Source organism: Vibrio sp. ED004 (genome assembly GCF_023206395.1).
GTDB lineage: Bacteria > Pseudomonadota > Gammaproteobacteria > Enterobacterales > Vibrionaceae > Vibrio.
Map to the genome: position 1 here is coordinate 2,664,898 of NZ_CP066149.1, position 20,536 is coordinate 2,685,433.

At 44.3% G+C, this 20,536-nt stretch carries 16 protein-coding genes, 13 tRNA genes and 1 pseudogene; 10 read left to right on the forward strand and 20 right to left on the reverse strand.

All coding sequences use genetic code 11. The annotated features are described in order from the left end of the window. Positions 1-101: 101 nt before the first annotated feature. Positions 102-1,526 (reverse strand): tRNA (N6-isopentenyl adenosine(37)-C2)-methylthiotransferase MiaB, encoded by a 1,425-nt coding sequence (gene miaB / locus ITG10_RS11955; RefSeq protein ID WP_176681864.1) that lies wholly within the window; start codon positions 1,524-1,526, stop codon positions 102-104. Positions 1,527-1,833: 307 nt separating this feature from the next. Here miaB and ITG10_RS11960 point away from each other — a divergent pair, with 307 nt between their 5' ends. After that, positions 1,834-3,009, forward strand: coding sequence for a 2-octaprenyl-3-methyl-6-methoxy-1,4-benzoquinol hydroxylase (locus ITG10_RS11960; RefSeq protein ID WP_017631904.1), 1,176 nt, complete (start codon positions 1,834-1,836; stop codon positions 3,007-3,009). A gap of 67 nt (positions 3,010-3,076) precedes the next feature. Here ITG10_RS11960 and ITG10_RS11965 read toward each other — a convergent pair whose 3' ends face one another. The 19 genes from ITG10_RS11965 to lolB all read right to left on the reverse strand — a co-directional run bounded on the left by ITG10_RS11965 (position 3,077) and on the right by lolB (position 10,658). Then, positions 3,077-4,123: a lactonase family protein gene (locus tag ITG10_RS11965; RefSeq protein ID WP_017631903.1), complete on the reverse strand. Its 1,047-nt coding sequence runs from the start codon at positions 4,121-4,123 to the stop codon at positions 3,077-3,079. A 157-nt stretch (positions 4,124-4,280) separates the two neighbouring features. Next, a tRNA-Leu gene (locus tag ITG10_RS11970) sits at positions 4,281-4,365 on the reverse strand. An 81-nt stretch (positions 4,366-4,446) separates the two neighbouring features. Next, positions 4,447-4,521, reverse strand: a tRNA-Gln gene (locus tag ITG10_RS11975). Positions 4,522-4,563: 42 nt separating this feature from the next. Beyond that, positions 4,564-4,648: transfer RNA gene (locus ITG10_RS11980), tRNA-Leu, on the reverse strand. A gap of 55 nt (positions 4,649-4,703) precedes the next feature. Further along, positions 4,704-4,778: transfer RNA gene (locus ITG10_RS11985), tRNA-Gln, on the reverse strand. 42 nt (positions 4,779-4,820) lie between these two features. After that, positions 4,821-4,905 (reverse strand) — tRNA-Leu (locus ITG10_RS11990). 55 nt (positions 4,906-4,960) lie between these two features. Next, positions 4,961-5,035: transfer RNA gene (locus tag ITG10_RS11995), tRNA-Gln, on the reverse strand. A gap of 42 nt (positions 5,036-5,077) precedes the next feature. Then, positions 5,078-5,162: transfer RNA gene (locus ITG10_RS12000), tRNA-Leu, on the reverse strand. A gap of 72 nt (positions 5,163-5,234) precedes the next feature. Beyond that, positions 5,235-5,311 (reverse strand) — tRNA-Met (locus ITG10_RS12005). Positions 5,312-5,344: 33 nt separating this feature from the next. Further along, a tRNA-Leu gene (locus ITG10_RS12010) sits at positions 5,345-5,429 on the reverse strand. A gap of 72 nt (positions 5,430-5,501) precedes the next feature. Next, a tRNA-Met gene (locus tag ITG10_RS12015) sits at positions 5,502-5,578 on the reverse strand. A gap of 77 nt (positions 5,579-5,655) precedes the next feature. Further along, positions 5,656-5,730, reverse strand: a tRNA-Gln gene (locus ITG10_RS12020). A gap of 28 nt (positions 5,731-5,758) precedes the next feature. Continuing rightward, positions 5,759-5,843 (reverse strand) — tRNA-Leu (locus ITG10_RS12025). Positions 5,844-5,908: 65 nt separating this feature from the next. After that, positions 5,909-5,985 (reverse strand) — tRNA-Met (locus ITG10_RS12030). A 280-nt stretch (positions 5,986-6,265) separates the two neighbouring features. Further along, positions 6,266-7,357, reverse strand: coding sequence for a redox-regulated ATPase YchF (gene ychF / locus ITG10_RS12035; protein ID WP_017632894.1), 1,092 nt, complete (start codon positions 7,355-7,357; stop codon positions 6,266-6,268). Between the two features lie 10 nt (positions 7,358-7,367). Continuing rightward, positions 7,368-7,958, reverse strand: coding sequence for an aminoacyl-tRNA hydrolase (gene pth, locus ITG10_RS12040; RefSeq protein ID WP_004739815.1), 591 nt, complete (start codon positions 7,956-7,958; stop codon positions 7,368-7,370). 208 nt (positions 7,959-8,166) lie between these two features. Then, positions 8,167-9,111 (reverse strand): ribose-phosphate pyrophosphokinase, encoded by a 945-nt coding sequence (locus ITG10_RS12045; RefSeq protein ID WP_004739814.1) that lies wholly within the window; start codon positions 9,109-9,111, stop codon positions 8,167-8,169. 27 nt (positions 9,112-9,138) lie between these two features. Beyond that, the gene (ispE, locus tag ITG10_RS12050; protein WP_017632895.1) at positions 9,139-10,014 is read right to left on the reverse strand and encodes a 4-(cytidine 5'-diphospho)-2-C-methyl-D-erythritol kinase; all 876 of its coding nucleotides are present in this window, start codon (positions 10,012-10,014) and stop codon (positions 9,139-9,141) included. Next, positions 10,011-10,658: a lipoprotein insertase outer membrane protein LolB gene (lolB, locus tag ITG10_RS12055; RefSeq protein ID WP_026084452.1), complete on the reverse strand. Its 648-nt coding sequence runs from the start codon at positions 10,656-10,658 to the stop codon at positions 10,011-10,013. The genes ispE and lolB overlap by 4 nt, the downstream gene beginning before the upstream one ends. A 160-nt stretch (positions 10,659-10,818) precedes the next feature. Here lolB and hemA point away from each other — a divergent pair, with 160 nt between their 5' ends. The 9 genes and pseudogenes from hemA to ybaK all read left to right on the forward strand — a co-directional run bounded on the left by hemA (position 10,819) and on the right by ybaK (position 20,403). Beyond that, positions 10,819-12,078, forward strand: coding sequence for a glutamyl-tRNA reductase (gene hemA, locus ITG10_RS12060; RefSeq protein WP_017632897.1), 1,260 nt, complete (start codon positions 10,819-10,821; stop codon positions 12,076-12,078). 28 nt (positions 12,079-12,106) lie between these two features. Continuing rightward, positions 12,107-13,195 carry a peptide chain release factor 1 gene (prfA, locus tag ITG10_RS12065; protein ID WP_017632898.1) on the forward strand — a complete coding sequence of 363 codons (1,089 nt, stop codon included), beginning with the start codon at positions 12,107-12,109 and terminating at the stop codon, positions 13,193-13,195. A 4-nt stretch (positions 13,196-13,199) separates the two neighbouring features. Then, positions 13,200-14,072, forward strand: coding sequence for a peptide chain release factor N(5)-glutamine methyltransferase (prmC, locus tag ITG10_RS12070; protein ID WP_017632899.1), 873 nt, complete (start codon positions 13,200-13,202; stop codon positions 14,070-14,072). Between the two features lie 204 nt (positions 14,073-14,276). Then, positions 14,277-14,660, forward strand: coding sequence for a SirB2 family protein (locus ITG10_RS12075; RefSeq protein WP_009848726.1), 384 nt, complete (start codon positions 14,277-14,279; stop codon positions 14,658-14,660). A gap of 28 nt (positions 14,661-14,688) precedes the next feature. Next, entirely contained in the window at positions 14,689-15,498 is an 810-nt protein-coding gene (locus tag ITG10_RS12080; RefSeq protein ID WP_017632900.1) for a SirB1 family protein, read from the forward strand. A gap of 22 nt (positions 15,499-15,520) precedes the next feature. After that, on the forward strand, positions 15,521-16,375 hold the full coding sequence (kdsA, locus tag ITG10_RS12085; protein ID WP_174571129.1) for a 3-deoxy-8-phosphooctulonate synthase: 855 nt from the start codon (positions 15,521-15,523) through the stop codon (positions 16,373-16,375). A 108-nt stretch (positions 16,376-16,483) separates the two neighbouring features. Beyond that, positions 16,484-17,496 (forward strand): annotated as a pseudogene (locus ITG10_RS12090) (IS110 family transposase). 653 nt (positions 17,497-18,149) lie between these two features. Further along, the gene (ushA, locus tag ITG10_RS12095) at positions 18,150-19,811 is read left to right on the forward strand and encodes a bifunctional UDP-sugar hydrolase/5'-nucleotidase UshA (protein ID WP_248386411.1); all 1,662 of its coding nucleotides are present in this window, start codon (positions 18,150-18,152) and stop codon (positions 19,809-19,811) included. Positions 19,812-19,929: 118 nt separating this feature from the next. Continuing rightward, positions 19,930-20,403: a Cys-tRNA(Pro) deacylase gene (ybaK, locus tag ITG10_RS12100; protein WP_248386412.1), complete on the forward strand. Its 474-nt coding sequence runs from the start codon at positions 19,930-19,932 to the stop codon at positions 20,401-20,403. The last annotated feature ends 133 nt before the right edge of the window (positions 20,404-20,536 follow it).

The window sequence follows — 20,536 nt, forward strand, 5'->3', positions numbered from 1 at the left end:
GACCGGGCTTCTGATGGTGATATCCCTATTTCTAAGATGGTCACTTAGTTAGGTAATTTCAAGCTTTGTGTTTGCGCTTTGTGCTCAAACAGTTGTATTGCCTATGGCGTAAATGTCGCTACACCCAGCTCGTCTTCGCGTTTTGTGTTCGCCATCATTTGAGTCGGCGAGATCACGCTGCGAAGATCCATGTCTTTCTCAGTACGTACTACTTCACCACGGAGTGAGTTAGCAAATACTTCTGTGATTTTCACATCTACGAACTGGCCGATAAGGTCAGCAGAACCTTCAAAATTCACTACGCGGCTGTTTTCAGTACGTGCACGCAGTTCCATTAGGTTCTTCTTCGATGGGCCTTCAACCAATACGCGTTGCTCTGTACCAAGCATTAGGCGAGAGTAGCGCATTGCTTGTGTGTTCACGGTTTGCTGTAGTTCGTATAGGCGATCTTTTTTCTCTTGCTCTGGCACGTCACATGGGTAATCTGCAGCCGGTGTACCCGGACGAGGAGAGAAGATAAAGCTGAAGCTCATATCGAAATCAACGTCTTTGATCAGTTTCATCGTGTCTTGGAAATCTTGGTTAGATTCGCCAGGGAAACCAACGATAAAGTCAGAGCTGATTTGAATGTCTGGACGCGCTTTACGTAGCTTACGAATAATTGACTTGTACTCAATCGCTGTGTGAGGACGCTTCATCATAGTAAGAATACGGTCACTACCACTTTGTACAGGCAAGTGAAGGAAGCTCACTAGCTCTGGTGTGTCTTCGTAAACTGCGATGATGTCATCACCAAACTCAAGCGGGTGGCTTGTTGTGAAACGAATACGGTCGATACCATCGATAGAAGCCACAAGACGAAGCAGTTCTGCGAATGAACAGATATCACCTTCGTGAGTTGGACCGCGGTATGCGTTTACGTTTTGACCTAGCAGGTTAACTTCACGTACGCCTTGCTCTGCAAGTTGAGCAACTTCGAACAGTACATCGTCCATTGGGCGACTAACTTCTTCACCACGCGTGTAAGGCACAACACAGTAAGTGCAGTATTTAGAACAGCCTTCCATGATAGAAACGAACGCCGTTGCACCTTCAGCACGAGGTTCAGGCAGGCTATCGAACTTTTCGATCTCAGGGAAAGAGATGTCCATCACTGGCGCGTCATTAGAGAGAGAAGATTTAATCATCTCAGGAAGACGGTGCAGTGTTTGAGGGCCAAAGATAACGTCTACGTATGGTGCACGTTGACGAATGTGATCGCCTTCTTGAGTTGCTACACAGCCACCCACACCGATCACCACACCTTCTTTCTTATCTTTTAGCGTTTTCCAACGACCAAGCTGGTGGAATACTTTCTCTTGCGCTTTTTCACGGATAGAACAAGTATTCAGTAGTAGTACATCTGCTTCCTCAGGTACTTCAGTTAGCTCATAGCCATTAGCAGCGTTAAGCAGGTCGGCCATTTTTGATGAATCGTATTCGTTCATCTGACAGCCCCAAGTTTTAATTAGCAGTTTCTTACTCATTTTTTGTTCGCTCGATCGTTAGTTTAATTTAAGGGAGCAAATCGCCCAGTATTCATCTACGAGGACCATTTGTCATAATTAGGTATTCATTTTATGACTGGCTCTAGCAGCAAGCGGCGTATTGTACTGGTTTCAAAACCGACTGACTAGTAGTCTGATAAAATCTCTTATGTAGTGGTTTTTATTATCGTTAACGCTAGACACAGCAAGGGATAACCCTTTTTTCAAATAAGGTTTTTGGTTACAAGTTAGTTATGAAAAAGTACAATCAAAAACAGTCAAAGAATCAAACTGATAAGTACAAAATATGAACAGTTACGATATTGTGGTCGTCGGCGGCGGCATGGTTGGTGCAGCAACAGCGATTGGTTTTGCAAAGCAAGGTCTGAATGTTGCGGTGATCGAAGGTTTTGCCCCACAAGCTTTTGAACAGTCACAAGCGATGGATATTCGTGTTTCCGCAATTTCGCAAGCATCGGTCGATTTGCTTGAAGATCTTGGCGCATGGCAGCACATAGAAGCGATGCGAGTATGTTCTTATAAGCGCTTAGAGACGTGGGAACACCCAGAATGTCGTACTCGATTTGATGCTGCGTCTCTGGATTTACCTCGTTTAGGTTACATTGTTGAAAACCGACTCATTCAATTAGGTTTATGGTCTCAGTTTGATGCTTATGACAATTTAGAACTGTTGTGCCCTGAAAAGTTGGATTCTATTGAATTTGGTGAAATCAATATCGTTAAGCTTCAATCTGGTGCTCAGTTATCGACTAAATGGGTAATTGGTGCTGATGGCGCTAACTCCGCTGTTCGTCAGCAGGCTGGTATAGGTATCACGGCTTGGGACTACCGCCAGCACTGTATGCTTATCAATGTGGAAACTGAGCTCCCTCAGCAAGACATTACTTGGCAACAGTTTTTACCGAGTGGCCCTCGTTCGTTTCTTCCTTTGTGTTCAGTCGTTTCTGAAGGGAAAGAAGTCGGGCAGGGTTCCTTGGTTTGGTATGACTCGCCATCTCGCATCAAGCAACTGTCGGCAATGAACCCAGATAAGTTACGTAATGAAGTTCTTGCTAACTTCCCTGCGGAATTAGGAGACATCAAAGTCCTCAATTCTGGTTCGTTCCCTCTCACTCGTCGGCATGCGCAATCTTATGCTAAGAACAACTGTATTTTGGTTGGAGATTCGGCACACACGATCAACCCATTAGCAGGGCAGGGCGTGAACTTAGGCTTTAAAGATGTTGCCGCTCTATTGGATGTGACCAAAGAAAAAGGTGAGCTGAATCATTCTGTCGTAAGGCGCTATGAGGTGATGAGAAGAGGCGATAACCTGATGATGCAAAGCGGTATGGATTTCTTCTATAAAACATTCAGTAATGATATTGGCTCACTGAAATTTGTGCGTAATGCTGCTCTAAAGCTTGCAGAGAACTCCGGGCCGGTTAAAGCTCAAGTATTGAAATACGCCTTGGGTCTTTAGTCGAACTTCTAGGATTTTTATAAAGAGAAGGAGAGCGAGTGCTCTCCTTTTTTGTATCCGATGATTACTATCGCTGTTGTGTTACACAAACAGGTGCATCCAGCTCCAAAGAGTAGCCTGTGTAAACCAGAGAGCCATCTTCAATATTTCGTTTGAATGAGGTGATGCTATTAGAGTGTTGGTTTGCGGCGATAAGCCATTGCCCGCAGTCGGTAATGTGAAAATCACGAGGGAAATTACCTTCAGTGCTATAGCTATCAATAAAAATAGGCATTTTGGTGGTCGGTTCGATTTTGAAACTACTGATCCTTGATTGGTGTCGGCAAGACACACACAGGAATTGTTCATCCGGTGATAGTTTTATTGCAGCTGTTGCTTCACCTTTCTCCATATTGGGAAGGGCGTCTATTTCCTCCACAATGCTCCATACACCTAAAACCTTTTCCAATATTAGTATCGTTTCAGAGAGCTCACAGATCACATAGGCCTTATCTTCAGCCTTATTGAAGATTAAATGACGAGGTCCATTACCAGCAGGAGCTTTTATGGATTGCATTGGTTCGTCTAGAAACTCTTCCTGTTCTTCATCGAAGCAATAGAAGTTGATTCGATCAGCGCCAAGATCGACGGTGACAAATTGTGGTGATTTTTGTAAGAACAGACACTGATGAGCATGTGGCCCTGTTTGTCGTTCTTTGTTTGGACCAGAGCCGACCATTTTGATTGTTTTGAGTCGTTTATCGATATTGCCGTTGATACTTAAACTAAAGATATCGAATGTGCCTGATGAGTATTGCGACGTAATAGCAAATTTATGGCTAGGATCTATGGTGATATGACAAGGATGATCTCCAGAGATAGCACCTGAGTTACTAGCGGTCTTTGAGCTAGCATTCGCGATATGGATCAACTGTGGCTGTTTGGGTTGGTCAACTTCAGAAGCCGTGTAGATACCGAGTTGTGTCGCTACGACAAAAGATGGATTGGTACATTCAGCAACGAGTTCTAACGGTGATAGCTTTCCGTTATCTAAATCTAATTGAGTCTGATACACGCCTTGGCTTTTACTTGGAGTATATGTGTAGCAACCAATCGTTAAAGGTAGGGTTTTCATAGGGCAGTCATACTCAATTAGAAAATGGAGCAGACATTGTCTTATAAAAAAGTCATGAAGTGATTAGGTAAGAGAAAATACTTGGTGACCTGGATAGCAGATTTACATATTCCAGATAAAACAAAACCCAGCTAAAAAGCTGGGTTTCATTCAATGATGGTGCGGTCGGAGAGACTTGAACTCTCACACCTCTCGGCGCCAGAACCTAAATCTGGTGCGTCTACCAATTCCGCCACGACCGCAGCAAATCTTTATAGTCATACTGAATATTGGTGATTCAATAAGACGTTGTGCTCTTTGCTTTTGCAAGGAGTTATAAATAGTGGCTGGGCTACCTGGATTCGAACCAGGGAATGCCGGCATCAAAAGCCGGTGCCTTACCGCTTGGCGATAGCCCAACAATGAATGGTCATCTACTAAAAGAAACACATTCTGAATAATGGTGCGGTCGGAGAGACTTGAACTCTCACACCTCTCGGCGCCAGAACCTAAATCTGGTGCGTCTACCAATTCCGCCACGACCGCAGCAAATCTTTATAGTCATATCGAATATTGGTGATTCAATATAACGTTGTAATAGTGGCTGGGCTACCTGGATTCGAACCAGGGAATGCCGGCATCAAAAGCCGGTGCCTTACCGCTTGGCGATAGCCCAACAATGAATGGTCATCTAATGAAAGAAACGCATTCTAAATAATGGTGCGGTCGGAGAGACTTGAACTCTCACACCTCTCGGCGCCAGAACCTAAATCTGGTGCGTCTACCAATTCCGCCACGACCGCAGCAAATCTTTATAGCCATACTGAATATTGGTGATTCAATAAGACGTTGTAATAGTGGCTGGGCTACCTGGATTCGAACCAGGGAATGCCGGCATCAAAAGCCGGTGCCTTACCGCTTGGCGATAGCCCAACAATGAATGGTCATCTACTAAAAGAAACGCATTCTAAATAATGGTGCGGTCGGAGAGACTTGAACTCTCACACCTCTCGGCGCCAGAACCTAAATCTGGTGCGTCTACCAATTCCGCCACGACCGCAGCAAATCTTTATAGTCATATCGAATATTGGTGATTCAATAAGACGTTGTCTTTCTATTTCAAAAGAAAAAGTGGTGGCTACTGCGGGATTTGAACCTGCGACCCCATCATTATGAGTGATGTGCTCTAACCAACTGAGCTAAGTAGCCAATAATAAATCTAATAGATTCATTATTAAATAGTGGTGCGGTCGGAGAGACTTGAACTCTCACACCTCTCGGCGCCAGAACCTAAATCTGGTGCGTCTACCAATTCCGCCACGACCGCAGCAAATCTTTATAGTCATACTGAATATTGGTGATTCAATATAACGTTGTCTTTTCTTTCTCGAAGAAAGAATGGTGGCTACTGCGGGATTTGAACCTGCGACCCCATCATTATGAGTGATGTGCTCTAACCAACTGAGCTAAGTAGCCATCTGAGAGCGAGACAATATAATATAATCTTGCTTTCAATGCCATTATCTTTTTAAAGATAATTACACTTTAAATTGTGGCTGGGCTACCTGGATTCGAACCAGGGAATGCCGGCATCAAAAGCCGGTGCCTTACCGCTTGGCGATAGCCCAACAATGATGTCTTGAAGACATCTCAATATGGTGCGGTCGGAGAGACTTGAACTCTCACACCTCTCGGCGCCAGAACCTAAATCTGGTGCGTCTACCAATTCCGCCACGACCGCGTTATTTCCTAAAAACTCTTTGTTACTAAAGACAAACTTTAATATCAAATAGAGTGCTTAGGAAATGGTGGCTACTGCGGGATTTGAACCTGCGACCCCATCATTATGAGTGATGTGCTCTAACCAACTGAGCTAAGTAGCCATTTCCATATTGTCGCTCATTTTGAAACGTTGCCGCTTCGTTGTGAACGGGGCGCATTATGCGGAGTTGAGTGAAACCCGTCAACTTTTTTTTTGAATAAATCGCGAATAAACATCTGTTCGGTTTCTTTTTAGGCAAAGAGGCGTATTTGTCGGCAAAAAACAGGTCAAAAAGGCGATACATATAGGAAGTTAACTTTCTGATGCAGGACTATTTCGAAAGGGTAAAAACAAAAAGGCCAGTGAATTCACTGGCCTTTTATTTGATGTTGAATCAACAATTATACGTTGAAACGGAAGTGAACAACGTCGCCATCTTTTACGATGTATTCTTTGCCTTCAAGACGCCATTTACCTGCATCTTTTGCGCCGCTCTCACCGTTAAATTCGATGAAGTGATCAAAACCAACAACTTCAGCTCGGATGAAGCCTTTTTCGAAGTCAGTGTGGATCTTACCGGCAGCTTGTGGCGCAGTTGCACCTACAGGGATTGTCCATGCGCGAACTTCTTTAACGCCAGCTGTGAAGTAAGTTTGAAGAGTCAGTAGTTCGTAACCAGAGCGGATCACTCGGTTAAGACCTGGTTCTTCGATACCCATGTCTGCTAGGAACTCTTCGCGATCTTCGTCATCTAGCTCAGAAAGCTCAGATTCGATAGCCGCACAAACAGCAACAACGACGTTGTTTTCTTTTTCTGCGTATTCACGAACAGCGTCTAGGTAAGGGTTGTTTTCAAAACCATCTTCAGCAACGTTTGCGATGTACATTGTTGGTTTCAGCGTTAGGAAGTTTAGGTAGCCGATTGCTGCCGCTTCTTCTTTGCCTAGTTCAACAGTACGCGCCATACCGCCTTCAGTAAGAACTGGCAGTAGCTTTTCTAGTACAGTGATTTCGAACTTAGCGTCTTTGTCGCCGCCTTTTGCTTTCTTAGCGTTACGTTGAATTGCACGCTCACAGCTGTCTAAGTCAGCCAGTGCAAGTTCAAGGTTGATCACTTCGATATCTTCGATTGGAGATACTTTGCCAGAAACGTGAACGATGTTTTCATTTTCAAAGCAGCGTACAACGTGACCGATAGCGTCAGTTTCACGGATGTTAGCTAGGAATTTGTTACCAAGACCTTCACCTTTAGATGCGCCAGCAACTAGGCCTGCGATATCTACGAATTCCATTGTTGTTGGAAGGATCTTCTGTGGATTAACAATTTTTGCTAATGCATCTAAGCGTAGATCTGGAACCGGAACGATACCTGTGTTTGGTTCGATCGTACAAAATGGAAAGTTTGCTGCTTCGATGCCTGCTTTAGTCAGTGCGTTAAACAGAGTTGACTTACCAACGTTTGGTAGACCAACGATGCCACATTTAAAACCCATGATATAAACCTTATTCTGCTTTGAACGTATGTAAGCGATTTTGTGCTTTTGGTAGGCCATCTTTTAATAAGATGTCTAGGCTGCGAACCGATTCGTCAACGACGGCCTCGATACACTCTTGCTCTTTTTGAGGAGCTTTGCCTAATACATAACCTGCAACTTTATCTTTGTGTCCTGGATGGCCGATGCCTAATCTAAGACGATAGAATTCTTTATTGTTACCCTGCTTGCTGATGATGTCTTTCAGACCATTATGTCCACCATGACCACCACCTTTTTTAAACTTTCCAATACCAGGAGGCAGATCTAACTCATCGTGAGCGACCATAATCTCTTCTGGTTTAATTTGGTAGAACTTTGCTAAGGCTGCAACTGCTTTGCCTGACAAGTTCATAAAAGTCGTTGGGATCAGCAAACGAAGATCTTCACCGTGAACCATGATACGACCCGTTAGGCCAAAGAACTTTGGTTCGTTCTTTAGTGTCACGTTATGTACACGCGCTAATTCTTCAACTACCCAAGCACCCGCATTGTGGCGAGTTTTGGCGTATTCTGGACCTGGATTAGCCAGTCCAACGAGAAGTTTTATTTGTTGGCTCAAGGTATGGATCTCTCTTGGGATTTCAAAAAGCGCCGTATGATATCACAGTTTATGAAAAAGGTGCGAGCTAGCTGATAGCTGCGCGATTATTCCGGTTTGTGATAACTAGCAGTGCAATATTACTCAGACATAAAAAAAGCACTTCATTGAATGAAGTGCTTAATGTTTTTCTCTCGTGTGTTCCTAAAGCAAAGCTATTGGGCTTTGATTAGTTGAACATCGCTGAGATTGATTCTTCGTTGCTGATACGACGAATCGCTTCAGCAAGCATGCGAGAAAGGCTAAGTGTTGTCACTTTACCCGTCGCAGCCATCTCTGGAGATAGAGAGATAGAATCCGTTACGATAACTTGGTCTAGAACAGAGTTCTTGATGTTGTTCGCAGCAGTACCAGAGAAAACAGCGTGAGTTGCGTAAGCGAATACACGCTTAGCACCGCGCTCTTTAAGCGCTTCAGCTGCTTTACATAGTGTGCCACCCGTATCGATCATGTCATCAACGATAACACAGTCACGGCCTTCAACATCACCGATTAGGTTCATTACTTCAGAAACGTTAGCACGTGGACGACGCTTATCAACAATAGCGATGTCAACATCACCTAGCGCTTTAGCCGTTGCACGAGCACGTACAACACCACCAAGGTCTGGAGAAACCACTACTGGGTTTTCTAGGCCACGGTTAGCCATGTCTTCTAGAAGAACTGGAGTGCCGAAGATGTTATCAACAGGTACATCGAAGAAGCCTTGGATTTGCTCTGCGTGTAGGTCGATAGTAAGAACGCGGTCAACGCCAACGTTAGAAAGGAAATCTGCAACAACTTTTGCAGTAATTGGCACACGAGCAGAACGTACACGACGATCTTGACGGGCATAACCGAAGTAAGGGATTACAGCAGTAATACGGCCAGCAGAAGCACGGCGCATTGCGTCAATCATTACCACCAATTCCATAAGGTTGTCATTGGTTGGTGCACAAGTTGATTGAATCAGGAATACATCGCTACCACGAACGTTTTCATTGATTTGAACAGCGACTTCGCCATCAGAAAAACGGTCTACAGTAGCATCGCCAAGAGAGATGTATAGACGATCAGCAATACGTTGGGCTAGTTCAGGTGTTGCGTTACCAGCAAATAGCTTCATATCAGGCACGGTGGAAACCTCGGGTTGCGTCCAGTTTTAAATAGATTGTGGGTGGGCTGATTGGTATTCAGCCAGAGTTTCTTTTAAAGGAGAAATGTTTCTTCCTTTCGCTACGAAAGCGGAAACTGTGTCAGGCAGTTGTTCTCGCACCAATTCGGCTTCTTTTTTGCTGTTAAATTCAGCAAAAACGCACGAACCTGTGCCAGTCAATCTCGACGGCGCGTATTGTAGCAGCCATGAAAGTTGCTTATCAACCTCTGGGTACAGCATTCGCACAATTTTTTCGCAATCGTTTACGTATTCTTGCTCTAGAAGCGTTGATAGCGCTCGCTTTGGAGTGTTTCGAGTTAATTCTGAATGTGTGAATATGTCTACAGTTGCTATGCTCACTTGAGGCTTAACCACAAGATACCATTTTTCATCCGGATTAGCGGGCTGTAGCTGTTCTCCAACCCCTTCAGCAAAGGCGGCGTGGCCTCGAACGAAGACAGGAACGTCAGCACCAAGCTTCAAACCGATCTCGGCGAGCTGATCATCCGACAGGTTGAGTTGCCATAAATAATTCAGAGCGACCAACACGGTTGCTGCATTTGAAGAGCCTCCGCCAATACCGCCACCTATAGGCAGTACTTTCTTGAGTTCAATATCGGCACCGAAAGAGGTTGAGGTATATTGCTGCAGCGCAGTAGCGGCTTTCCAGATCAGGTTGTCTTCAAGTGCGACCCCAGGAATTTCTGGTGTGATTGTTATCGAGCTAGTTTCTGAGTTTGCGGTAACCGTCAGTTCATCACCAAAATCGACAAACTGAAATAAGGTTTGAAGTTCGTGATAGCCATTGTCACGTCGACCAGTGATATAGAGAAATAAATTCAGTTTAGCCGGAGAAGGCCAATGGGTTGGCGTTGTTATCATTTTTTCAGTGTCCACTTCGAAACTACAATGTTGATTTTGTTATTGTCTTGCTTGAATGACAATCGAGTAGGGAGTGGGATTGTCTCTACCTTAGTGTTGTCTTCATCTGATAGCTGCTTACTCGGCATCTCTGTATTTCGATAATTAGCGAAGTTCAGTGTCCATAGCTGGCTGCTGACTTGTTTGGTTAGAGACTCAAGCGTGTTAGTTGTATTTAACTGGTAGCTGTCAGCTTGGTCTGGAATGCCAAGGAACCATTGAGGCAGGTGATCAATAGGTATCTGCAAACCTGTCAGTTGCTCAACCAATACAGAGGCACTTGCGTGAGTAAATACTTGGTCGTCATAGGTCACCACTTTGGCACCCGACGGATCTATAGTCAGGTTCAATGCGGTTTGACCGAGGAACGTCGTGAGCCTTAATTGACTGTGATTTGGTGAATGCTTCCAAATGAAGTTTAGGCTTTGGCGCTGCTCTGGAGAAATGTAGGCGAGCTTGCCCGAGGCTTGGTAGTTTTCTATCTGTAGAAGTCGGTTTTGGTGACTTTGCCACTCAACACTGGTCGGTTGTTCAGGTATAGACGAGCAACCCACCATAATTATGGTCATAAAAATAAGAGACGTGATTCTACGAAGTTTGCTCATATTTGCTCACAACTTGTTCAAATTTATCTAAAAAACGCTTCAACTATAGCATTGAATTCACGAACTCAGGAAAACAAATCCCGCTTGCTCTTTAAATAGAGCCATGCATCAAGTAAAATTCGCCCCTTGTTTCCATTCCCTGATCGAGAACTTCTGATACATGTCTTTGCTTGCCGTAGGTATCAATCACAATACAGCGTCGGTTGAATTGCGAGAAAAAGTCGCTTTTGGTCCAGATAAATTATCTGAGGCACTCAAGCAACTTAACGCAAATGCACACGTGAATGGAAGTGTCATACTTTCTACCTGTAATCGAACTGAAGTGTATTGCGACGTTAAAGGCGTGGCTAAAAACAAACTCATCGATTGGTTGTCGGTTTTCCATCAAGTTAGCCCTGAAGAGCTAAAGCCAAGCCTTTATATCCATGAAGAGCAAGCCGCGATTAAACACTTAATGCGCGTTGCATGTGGTTTGGACTCTTTAGTCTTGGGGGAACCGCAGATCTTAGGTCAGGTGAAGCAAGCGTATACGGACTCGCGAGAGAACAAATCCGTTGATGCTTCAATGGAAAAATTATTCCAGAAATCATTTTCTGTTGCGAAGCGTGTTCGAACTGAAACGGAAATCGGCGGAAGCGCGGTTTCTGTTGCTTACGCAGCCTGTACCTTAGCCAAGCATATTTTTGAATCCATCGCCGATTCAACCGTGTTATTGGTGGGGGCGGGTGAAACCATTGAACTGGTGGCTAAGCACCTTTCGGCGAATGGCTGTACAAAAATGATAGTGGCGAACCGAACTCGAGAGCGTGCTTTAGGGCTGGCAGAAGAGTTTGGCGCTGAAGTGATCAGTTTGAATGAGATCCCTGATCATCTTCATCGAGCGGATATCGTGATTAGCTCAACCGCAAGTCCGTTACCTATTATTGGTAAGGGTATGGTTGAGAGTGCTCTAAAAACAAGAAAGCATCAGCCTATGTTATTGGTTGATATTGCTGTGCCTCGTGATGTTGAATCGCAGGTTGGCGATCTGAACGATGCTTACTTGTATTCGGTTGATGATTTGCAGTCGATCGTTGATGGCAATATAGAGCAACGTAAAGTCGAAGCGATTCAAGCTGAAGCGATCGTCAGTGAAGAAAGTGCCGCGTTCATGAGTTGGATGCGCTCACTGCAAGCGGTAGACAGTATTCGAGATTACCGTAAATCGGCTAACGAAATCCGCGAAGAATTATTAAGTAAAAGTTTACAATCACTTGCCGCTGGCGGTGACCCTGAAAAAGTTTTACTCGAGCTCAGCAATAAGCTCACAAACAAATTGATCCATGCTCCAACGCGCGCACTTCAAAGTGCAGCTGAGCAAGGAGAACCTGCAAAATTAATGGTCATTAGACAGAGTTTGGGCTTAGAAAACCCTCAATAATATTAGACCTCCAACAAGATAAGACATTATGAAAGCCTCGATTCTAGTAAAGCTTGAAACACTTGTTGAACGCTATGAAGAAGTTCAACATCTACTTGGTGATCCAGATGTAATCGGGAATCAAGATAAATTCCGTGCACTTTCAAAAGAGTACTCTCAACTTGAAGAAGTGACAGCTTGCTTCCAGTCATACCAGCAAGCTAAAGAAGATCTAGAAGCTGCTGAAGAGATGGCAAACGAAGATGACGCAGAAATGCGTGAAATGGCTCAAGATGAAATCAAAGATGCGAAAGCAGCGATTGAGCGTCTGACTGATGAGCTACAGATTCTTCTTATTCCAAAAGATCCAAACGATGAGCGTAACTGTTTCCTAGAAATCCGCGCAGGCGCGGGTGGTGATGAAGCAGGTATCTTTGCTGGTAACCTTTTCCGTATGTACTCTAAGTTTGCAGAGAAGAAAGGTTGGCGCGTTGAAGTAATGAGCAGCAATGACTCAGAACAAGGCGGCTACAAAGAGATGATCGCTAAGATCAGTGGCGACAGTGTTTACGGTACAATGAAATTTGAATCAGGTGGTCACCGTGTACAACGTGTGCCTGAGACAGAATCTCAAGGTCGTGTTCACACATCTGCATGTACTGTTGCTGTTATGCCTGAGATCCCAGAAGCGGATCTTCCAGAAATCAAAGCGGGCGATCTTAAGATTGATACCTTCCGTGCATCAGGCGCGGGTGGTCAGCACGTTAACACCACGGATTCAGCAATCCGTATTACTCACTTACCAACAGGTACAGTAGTAGAGTGTCAAGACGAGCGTTCTCAGCATAAAAACAAAGCGAAAGCGATGGCGGTTCTTGCGGCTCGTATCGTTCAAGCTGAAGAAGAGCGTCGTGCGGCAGCAATCTCTGACACACGTCGTAACCTACTAGGTTCCGGTGACCGTAGTGACCGTATCCGTACGTACAACTACCCACAAGGCCGTGTTTCTGACCACCGCATTAACTTAACTATCTACCGTCTGAACGAAGTTCTAGAAGGTGATATGCAAAGTCTGCTTGATCCTGTTCTACAAGAACACCAAGCTGACCAACTTGCAGCATTGGCAGAAAATAACTAACGATATGCAGTCTGCTTATACGGTTGAAAGTGCATTAAAAGCAGCAATCGTGCAGCTACAAGAGGGCGATAATATATCGCCCTCGATTGATGCTGCGGTACTGCTATGTCACGCCTTAGACAAACCAAGATCTTACCTACTTACTTGGCCTGAGAAGCATCTCACCTCAGAACAAGAATCTGAATTCAATACCCTACTAAAACGTCGTTTAACCGGTGAGCCAGTGGCTTACATTGTTGGTGAGCGAGAGTTTTGGTCATTGCCGTTAAAAGTTTCTCCTTCTACCTTAATCCCTCGTCCAGACACTGAACGTTTGGTTGAAGTAGCTTTGGATAAAACCTATGGCAAACAAGGTGCAATTCTCGATTTGGGGACGGGTACAGGTGCGATCGCATTGGCGCTAGCGTCTGAAATGCCAAATCGCCCTGTGACGGGTATTGATCTGCGTCCTGAAGCTCAAGAGCTTGCGACAGAAAATGCGAAGCGCTTAAACATCACCAACGCTACGTTTTTACATGGCAGTTGGTTTGAGCCTTTAAGCGAGCTAGCTTCTGATGGCAACGATACCAAGTTCTCTTTAATTGTCTCTAACCCACCTTATATTGAGAAAGATGACCCTCATTTATCTCAAGGGGATGTGCGTTTTGAGCCAATTACCGCATTGGTTGCTGAAGAGAAAGGACTGGCTGACATTCGATACATTTCTGAAAATGCACGTGCCTTTTTGGAAAATGAAGGCTGGTTGGCATTTGAACACGGCTACGACCAAGGTTTGGCGGTACGTGAGATAATGCAGGCGCTCGGTTATCTCGACGTTGCCACAGAGAAAGATTACGGTGGTAATGACCGAGTGACTTTGGGTCGTTACTGTTCATAGGTGGTGACTGCTCATAGATAGTGACTGTCCATCGACTGCGGTTAATCATCTTGTGAGCAATAGATGGCGAACTTGCTAGATATATACCTTTAACTCGACAATACATTTCACTCGGTGATGCATTTAACGCAGAAATACAGAGCATTAACGGGTATTGTGTGGCTCGTGTTGACGAAAGCACATATAAAAATATAAAGGAATACCATGTACGAAGGTTTGAAACATTTTCACTTACTAACGATTGCGATAAGCGCACTGCTGCTTTCGATTCGTTTCGCTCTTATGATGGCTAACTCTCCGAAGCTTAAGCATCCTTTTTTGCAGCGTTTTCCTCATATCAATGACTCATTGTTACTGCTATCGGGTATTGGTTTGATTTTTATCACTGGCTTTATTCCATTTACACCTGCAGCACCATGGTTAACCGAAAAACTAACCTGTGTTATGGCTTACATCGCATTGGGTTTCTTTGCGCTTAAGCTAGGTAAAAACAAGCTATTGAGAGTTTTCTCTTTCTTCGGTGCACTTGGCTGGTTAGCAATGGCAGGCAAAATCGCAATGACGAAGACACCAACATTTTTCGGTTAATTATCTCCTTATTTTCGGTTAACTATCTATGTACGAATTTTTTGATGAAGACTTTGACCAGCTAGAATTAGCTGAAGGTGCATTGATCTTAAATAAAGCGATTAACCCAGAAACTCAAGACAGTTGGGCTGAGCAAGAGCTGGCAAGATTGTTTAAAGAAGCTGAGTTTGCTTTGGTTCATGAAACCGACGAACAGCAGAAGTTTGAGTCTTTTATTCGACTCTTCTTCTACGAGTGGGGCTTCGCTGGCGATAAAGACGCGTACTTCTCTTCAGAAAACGCATTCATTGACAAAGTGCTTGAGAGAAAGAAAGGCATTCCAGTAAGCCTTGGCGCGATCTTTCTTTTTCTAGGTCGCAAGCTAGGCTTTCCTGTAGAAGGTGTCTCTTTCCCAACTCAGTTCTTGCTTAAAGTGAGCTGGTACGGGCAAGCTGCTGTCTATATTAACCCTTACAACGGTGAGTATGTTGGCGAGCAGACGTTGCGTGCATGGCTGATTGGACATGATGGCCCATTAGCTAAGCTTAAAGCGGAGCATTTAGAAGTGGCCGACCACCCAACCATTATTGGTAAGTGGCTAGCACTGCTTAAGAGTGCATTGCTAAGAGAAGAGCGTTATACGCTTGCATTGAAATGTACTGACCTAGCATTAACGTTTGTACCGGATGACCCATATGAAATCCGCGATCGTGGCTTTATCTATCAACAGCTAGACTGTCACCAAGTAGCAGCAACGGATTATCAATATTTTATCGACCAATGCCCAGATGACCCTGCATCTGAGTTACTGAAATCTCAAGTGAACGTCATGAACGAAAAGACAGTGGTCGTTCACTAATTAATAATTATTTAGAGAGAATATGATGGAACAGAAAACAGTTCACATTGGCGATATGCCAATTGCTAACGACAAGCCATTCACGCTATTTGCAGGCATGAACGTTCTTGAATCTCGCGATCTAGCAATGCAGATCTGTGAGCACTATGTGAAAGTAACAGAAAAGCTGGGTATCCCTTATGTATTTAAGGCGTCTTTCGATAAAGCGAACCGCAGCTCTGTTCACTCGTACCGTGGTCCAGGTATGGAAGAAGGTCTTAAAATCTTCCAAGAGCTAAAAGACACATTCGGCGTGAAGATCATCACTGATGTTCACACTGAAGCACAAGCTCAGCCAGTTGCAGATGTGGTTGATGTTATCCAACTTCCAGCATTCCTAGCTCGTCAAACTGACCTAGTTGAAGCGATGGCGAAGACAGGCGCTGTAATCAACGTGAAGAAGCCTCAGTTCATGAGCCCGAACCAAGTTGGCAACATCGTTGATAAGTTTGCTGAGTGTGGCAACGACAAGATCATCCTATGTGAACGTGGCGCTTGTATGGGTTATGACAACCTTGTTGTGGACATGCTTGGCTTTGGCGTGATGAAGAAATCTTCAAACGGTAGCCCAATCATCTTCGACGTGACGCACTCTCTACAAATGCGCGACCCTTCAGGTGCTGCATCTGGTGGTCGTCGTGAGCAAACTGTTGAACTTGCGAAAGCGGGTCTTGCGACAGGTATTGCCGGTCTGTTTATCGAAGCTCACCCGAACCCTGACCAAGCTCGTTGTGACGGTCCATCTGCACTGCCTCTAGATAAACTAGAGCCGTTCTTGAAGCAGATGAAAGCACTTGATGATCTTATCAAAGGCTTCGAGCACATCGATATCAAATAATCGAATTACAATAATTAAGAGCCGGCATAAGTGCCGGCTTAATTATATGGTCCGCCTCACTCTCAAGCCCTTAAGCTTAGAGTAGGCTCTCAGAATGAGGTGAACCATATGTCTTCTATTCATATTTTAGGTATCGACCTAGGTAAACACTGCTTCCATGCTATCGCACATAACCGTTGTGGGGTGGAGGTGCTTCGTCGTAAATTTAATCGCAATCAACTCTTAATCTTTCTTAGTAAAATAGAACCAACAACTATTGCTTTCGAAGCTTGTGGCGGTGCTCATTGGCTTGCTCGAAAGTGTGGTGAGCTTGGTCATCAACCCCGACTTATTCCTCCTCAGTATGTAAAGCCTTATGTCAAAGGCAATAAAAACGATTTCATCGATGCTTCAGCGATCGCAGAGGCTGCGAGTCGACCGACCATGAGATTTGTGGCTGTAAAAAGTGAAGAGGCTCAAGTCATCGCAGCGATTCATCGAGTCAGAGATAGTTATATCAAGGAGAGAACCGCCACTATGTCGCGGATCGGCGCGATCTTACTTGAGTTTGGCCTTAGCTTTCCCAAAGGGCATGCAAAGATGAAGTCTCTGTTTCAATGGTTAGCAGAACAAACAGTATCACTACCAAAAGCTTGCTATGTGAATTGATATCTATCCATGAACACTACAAGTACCTCAATGAACAAATCAAAACCCAAGATATCAAACTTCAAACTATTGTTGATAATAACGAAAGTGCTCAATTATTAAAAACTATCCCTGGAATTGGCGATCTTACCTCCACATTGTGTATTGCTGATGTAAGCTCTCCGAGTAACTTCACCAATGGCCGCGAGATGGCGGCTTGGTTGGGACTTGTACCAAGGCAATTCTCAACGGGAGGAAATACCAAGCTACTTGGTATGAGTAAACGAGGAAATAAGCACCTCAGAACTCTGTTTATCCATGGCGCAAGAGCTGTACTCTCTAGGCTAGAGACGACAGGGAAAGTGTTTGGAGAGTGGCTTGTGAACCTACGAGCCACCAAACCATTTAATGTAGTGGTAGTTGCATTAGCCAACAAGCTAGTGAGGATAGCTTGGGCGGTGTTATACCACCGCCAAGCTTTTAAGGCTGTTTAGCTATAACCAAGTTTGCAACGCCAATGAACGTGATGACAAAAACGGTCAATCGGCCAGATTAAGAACCTGACACAAAAAAATAGCAATCAATGCTTTGGGCTTTTTAAGGATAATCTGGCGCGGATATCATCGTGGAGCTGGGAAGCTAGTGCTCCCAACAAGGACTCCGAATACATTAGCGCAAACCAACTCCGTTATTACTTAATTGTAGTTGCAATAACGGGGCGGACCATACATTTTTGTACCTATTGTAAAATGAGCTATCGGTATTTCGACATATTCAAACCAAGCCAATGTATATTTTGAAGCGTTATAACGTATCATTTAAGGCTTTGAATAATAAAATAAATTTAACGAGGATTACTTAATTACGGCGTTGGATTGAGTAAATCACAAATAATCTAAAAAATTATGAAAACGTTTGCCTGTGATCACTTATTTGCTCAAATGCAACTTTGCCGCTTTGTTACACACTCGATAGCGGATTAAGGTGATCTATCCTACATAAATATGAAATCACTCTGTTAGGTTTACTGTCTTAATTTAAACTACTTCAAGTTTTACCATTCTCTAACGATGTTTATTAAGTCGACATTGCCTAAATGAGAGCGGTTGAAGCAGTGGATTCCCCTAAAAAGTTCAAAGGTATGACAATGAAGCAACGCCTTATTCTAAAGACAGCACTAAGTGCTGCAATCCTAGCTACTTTAGCTGGTTGTGCGTCTCAATCGACCCATGATTGGAACCAAGACGAAACTTACAAGCTAACTATTCTTCACACTAACGACAACCATGGTCGTTTCTGGCAGAACAAATACGGCGAATACGGCATGTCTGCGCGTAAAACGCTAATTGATCAACTTCGTGCGGAAGTTGAAGCAGAAGGCGGTAGCGTGTTGCTTCTATCTGGCGGTGACATCAACACAGGTGTGCCAGAGTCAGATCTTCAGGATGCTGAACCTGATTTCAAAGGCATGAACAAGATTGGTTACGATGCAATGGCATTGGGTAACCACGAGTTTGATAACTCACTAGACGTACTACAAAAGCAGATCGATTGGGCTAACTTCCCAATGCTGTCTGCAAACATCTACGATAAAGCGACAGGCGAACGTAAGTTCCAAGCTTACGAGATGTTCGAAAAGCAAGGCATCAAGATTGCGGTTATCGGTTTAACAACTGAAGATACCCAAAAGATTGGTAACCCTGAGTTCATTGCTGGCATCGACTTCCGTGATCCTAAAGAAGAAGCGAAGCAACTGATCGCTGAACTTAAAGAAACAGAAAAACCAGATCTTATCTTCGCAGTGACTCACATGGGCCACTACGAAAATGGTCAGCGTGGCGTTAACGCACCGGGTGATGTGGCATTAGCACGTTACCTAGATGAAGGTGACCTAGACATGATCGTTGGTGGTCACTCTCAAGAGCCTGTTTGTATGGAAGGCCCTAACGTTGCGAAGAAAAACTTCAAGCCTGGTGATGAGTGTAAGCCTGACCTTCAAAACGGTACCTACATCGTTCAAGCTCACGAGTGGGGCAAATACGTAGGCCGTGCTGACTACGAATTCCGCAATGGCGAGCTAGAAATGGTGAGCTACGATCTTGTTCCAGTTAACCTTAAGAAAAAAGTTAAGATTGACGGCAAGAAACAGCGTGTCTTTATTCAAGATGAAATCGCACAAGACCCAGATCTACTTGAGTTCCTACGTCCTTTCCAAGAGCAAGGCCAAGCACAGCTAGAAGTTCAAATTGCTGAAACTAATGGCAAGCTTGAAGGTGACCGTAACGTTGTTCGTTTCCAACAGACTAACCTAGGTCGTTTAATTGCGACTTCTCACATGGAGCGCGCAAAAGCTGACTTCGCTGTGATGAACTCGGGTGGTGTACGTGATTCAATTGAAGCCGGTGATGTAACTTACAAAGACGTACTAACAGTACAACCTTTTGCAAACATCCTGACTTACACAGACATGACGGGTAAAGAAGTTCTAGATTACCTAAATGTAGTTGCGACTAAACCAATCGATTCTGGTGCTTACGCACAGTTTGCTGGTATCTCAATGACAGTTGCAAACGGTGAAGTATCGAATGTATTCATCGGTGGCAAGCAACTTCGTTTAGACGAAACATACCGCTTCACAGTACCAAGCTTCAACGCGGCTGGTGGCGACGGTTACCCTAAACTGTCTGACCACCCTGGTTACGTAAACACTGGTTTTGTTGATGCAGAAGTACTGAAAGAGTACCTAGAAGCAAACAGCCCAGTAGACGTGAACAAGTATGCACCTTCAGGTCAAATGGTTTACAAGTAATTGAGCCCAATAAATTTAATCACTAGGTGCTGAATTAGATTGACTCTAGCACCATGATAAATTTAACTAAAGCGACGCCTCGGCGTCGCTTTTTGTTTATCTATCGTTTGGATTTGTTATGACCCCAGCAATCAATCTTGCCAAGAAAAAGAAAATCGCTCACAGCGTTCATCAGTATCATCACGATGCCAACAATACCAACTATGGATTAGAAGCGGTTGAAGCGCTTGGTCAGGACCCTAAACGCGTGTTCAAAACGCTTTTGTTTTGTTTGAACGGTGTGGCTAAAGACTTGGCTGTGGCGGTTATTCCTGTGGACCAAAAGCTCAACTTAAAGCTTGCAGCAAAAGCGGCGAAAGGAAAAAAGGCAGAGATGGCTAACCCTGAAATTGCACAGAAAACCACGGGTTATGTGGTGGGTGGAATCAGTCCGCTTGGTCAAAAGAAAGCACTACCTACCTTTGTACATTCCACTGCGACGAATTTTGAAACGATATGTGTGAGTGCAGGAAAGAGGGGCTTGGAAATCGAACTAGATCCAAAAGATTTAGCACTGTTAACCCGAGCTCAATTTACTGATCTGTGTTTGTAGCAGACGAACGGTCATAAAAGACATTAATTTGCCGAGCTAAATACCGATTTTCGTACGCAGCTTTGGCTTAGCTAACAACAAAAAGCGCCCACTAAGATAACCTAGCGGGCGTTTCTGTATTAGAGAGTAAATA